At 66.0% G+C, this 3,203-nt stretch carries 3 protein-coding genes; all 3 read left to right on the top strand.

All coding sequences use genetic code 11. The features are described from left to right. The coding region (locus Q0X61_RS13020; RefSeq protein WP_297743297.1) for a PLP-dependent transferase at positions 1-561 on the top strand (561 nt) is incomplete at its 5' end. A gap of 10 nt (positions 562-571) precedes the next feature. Beyond that, positions 572-1,957, top strand: coding sequence for a DUF4032 domain-containing protein (locus Q0X61_RS13015; RefSeq protein ID WP_297743295.1), 1,386 nt, complete (start codon positions 572-574; stop codon positions 1,955-1,957). Between the two features lie 326 nt (positions 1,958-2,283). Continuing rightward, positions 2,284-3,203, top strand: a 920-nt coding sequence (cysS, locus tag Q0X61_RS13010) for a cysteine--tRNA ligase (protein WP_297743293.1), incomplete at its 3' end; no start/stop codon positions are given.

Below are 3,203 nucleotides of genomic sequence, written 5' to 3'. Positions count from 1 at the left end.
GTGGTGGGCGGCGCCGTCGTTGCCGCCACCGCTGAGCTGCACGAGCAGCTCACCGGCTGGGCGAAGACGCTTGGGCTCACGTCCGGCGCGATGGACAGCTACCTCACCATGCGCGGCCTGCGCTCCCTCGACGCTCGGCTTCGCGTGCACGCCTCGAACGCGGAGGCAGTGATCGATGCGTTCGACGGCCACCCCGTCGTCGAGGCACTCCACTACCCGGGTCTCCCCGACCACCCCGACTATCAGCTCGCCCAGCAGCAGATGCGCACGCCTGGGTCGATGGTCACCGTCGAGCTTCGCGGCGGCGAACCCACTGTGCGACGCTTCCTCGACGGGCTCGAAGTGTTCCATCTTGCGGAGTCGCTCGGCGGCACCGAATCGCTGGTGTGCCACCCGGCGACGATGACCCACGGCGCCATGAGTCCCGAGGCGCAGCAGGCGGCAGGCATCACGCCTGGCATGCTGCGCTTCAGCGTTGGCCTCGAAGACGTCGACGACCTCGTCGCCGTCATCGCCGAAGCTTTGGAGCGGGCTGAACTCGCAATCGCAGACGCCCACTAGACTACGAGGTATGCCTCGCTTCCTTGCCGCCAAGCCCGATGCGGCGCTCCTGCGCCTTCCTTGGCATCTGCCGTTGGAGCAGTGGCCGACGGATCACCTCGTTGCCCTGCCCCGCGGCATCTCGCGCCACGTCGTGCGGTTCATCAAGGTGGGTAACCAGATCGTCGCTGCGAAGGAAATCCTCGAGGACGTGGCGGTCAACGAGTACCGCTTGCTGTCAGAGCTGCGGCGGATGGGCATCCCGTCGGTGACGCCCATCGGTGTTGTGCTCGGTCGAACCGATTCCGACGGGGACCCCCTCGACCCTATGCTTCTGACCGAGCATCTGCCCTTCTCGCTGCCGTATCGCTCGCTGTTCTACCAAGGCGTAAAGCAGGAGACGGTGCAGCGCCTCCTCGATGCGATGGTGGTGCTGCTCGCCAGGCTGCACTTGACTGGCTTCTACTGGGGCGACGTGTCGCTGTCGAACATCCTCTTCCGCCGCGACGCCAGCGAGTTCGCTGCCTACCTCGTCGACGCCGAGACCGGCGAGCTGCACAACCGGCTCACCGATGGGCAGCGCAAGCACGACCTCGACATCGCCACCACCAACCTCTTCGGCGAGTTCCTCGATCTCGAAACCGGCGGCCTCATGGACAGTTCACTGAAACCAGAGCTGCTCGTGCGCACCATTCTCGACCGCTACGACCAGCTCTGGGGCGAGCTCACCGCCGTCGAGGAATTCGACGAATCGGAAATGCACCGCCTCGAAGGGCGCGTGCGGCGGCTCAACGCGCTCGGCTTCGACGTCGCGGAGATCGACGTCTCCACCTCGGCCGACGGACGCAAGGTGCGCATGCAACCGAAGGTCGTCGACTCCGGCTACCACTCACGCCGACTCATGCGCCTCACCGGCCTAGACGCCGAGGAGCACCAGGCGCGGCGGTTGCTGAACGACATGGACACCTACCGCGCCGGGTTGGGTTCGACATCGCCGGAGTCCGTCGTCGCGCATCAGTGGCTCGTCGAGATGTTCGAGCCTGCCATCAACCAGATCCCCGACGACTTGCGCCGCAAGCGCGACCCCGCGCAGTTCTACCACGAGATGCTCGACTACCGCTGGTACCAATCGCAGCGCGAGGATCGCAACGTGCCGACCCATGAGGCGGTGAACGGCTATATCCACGACGTGTTGAGCGAGCTGCCCGACGAACAGATGGGCGGGCTGCAGACGCCGTCTGAGCATGAACTTCGCAATAAGTTTGACCCCTCGCACGGTTTTGTTGACGACGATGATGACGACCCGCCGTTCGACCCCTGGGAAGATCAGGCCAATCACCCGGATCTGCCCGTCAGTATGGGCTTCGACATCGACGCGCTGCGCCGCCAAGCGGCGCAAAAGCGCGGCGAAACGTAGCCGGGCGCGCCTCTGCGGTGTGAGGCCGATGGAAAAGTTGACCGTTATCCTCCACAAGAAGCCTCTGACCCGCCTGTTCGCGAGATTCCCGGCAGGCGTGGAGGATTTCGGTCATTTTGGGGGTGGCGCGCAGCAGCTACCCCGGCCCCCTGCTCCTCGGCCCGCACCCGAGGCGTCCGAGCCGCCGTTGACCGTTATCCTCCACGCCTGCAAACAATCAGCCAAACCGAAGGGGCGTTAGCTTCCTGTGGAGGATAACGGTCAACTTTTGCGGCGGCCCTGCCCGCCGACGCCTGCCGCAGCCGGATTCGGCATAGACTTGTCGGGTGACATTTCGACTGTTTGACTCCGCCGCCCGCGCCGTCCGCGACTTCGTGCCCCTCCAAGAAGGTCGCGTGTCCATCTACCACTGCGGGCTGACGGTCCAGTCATCGCCACACCTCGGCCACATCCGCAAGGAAGTGGTGTTCGACGTGCTCCGTCGCTGGTTCCTGCATGAGGGCTACGAGGTGCGCATCGTCGCCAACGTCACCGACATCGACGACAAGATCCTCGCCAAGTCGGCCGAACGCGGCGTGCCGTGGTTCGAGCACGCCTACGAGTTCGAGCGCGAGCTGCACCAGGCCTACGCCAGCCTCGGCTGCCTGCCCCCCAGCTACGAGCCGCGCGCCACCGGCCACATCCCCGAGATGGTAGAGCTCATCCAAGAGATCATCGACGCCGGCCACGCCTACCCGGCTCCCGACGGCTCCGGCGACGTCTACTTCGATGTCCGATCCTGGCCCGACTACGGCGAACTCTCCGGCCAGAAGGTGGACGAGATGGAGGCCGCCGCCGACGCCGACCCGCGCGGCAAGCGCGACCCCCGCGACTTCGCCCTCTGGAAGGGCCACAAGGACGGCGAGCCTGAAACCGCGTCGTGGCCGTCGCCCTGGGGCCGCGGCCGCCCGGGCTGGCACATCGAATGCTCCGCCATGGCTGGCAAATACCTCGGCGCCCAGTTCGACATTCATGGCGGCGGCATCGACCTGCGCTTCCCCCACCACGAGAACGAGCTCGCGCAGGCCCGCGCCGCTGGCCGCGGCTTCGCGCGGTACTGGATGCACAATGCTTGGGTGACGATGTCGGGCGAGAAAATGTCGAAGTCGCTCGGCAACACCGCGCAGGTGAGCGAAGTCACCAGGCAATTCGACCCCCGCGCCGTGCGCTACTTCCTGCTCGCCCCGCACTATCGCTCCACCATCGA

Origin of the sequence: uncultured Tessaracoccus sp. (assembly GCF_947255005.1) — a bacterium.
Taxonomy (GTDB): Bacteria; Actinomycetota; Actinomycetes; order Propionibacteriales; family Propionibacteriaceae; genus Arachnia.
The sequence above is the reverse complement of the archived record's forward strand: the minus strand, read 5'-3'. Positions and strand labels throughout refer to the sequence as shown.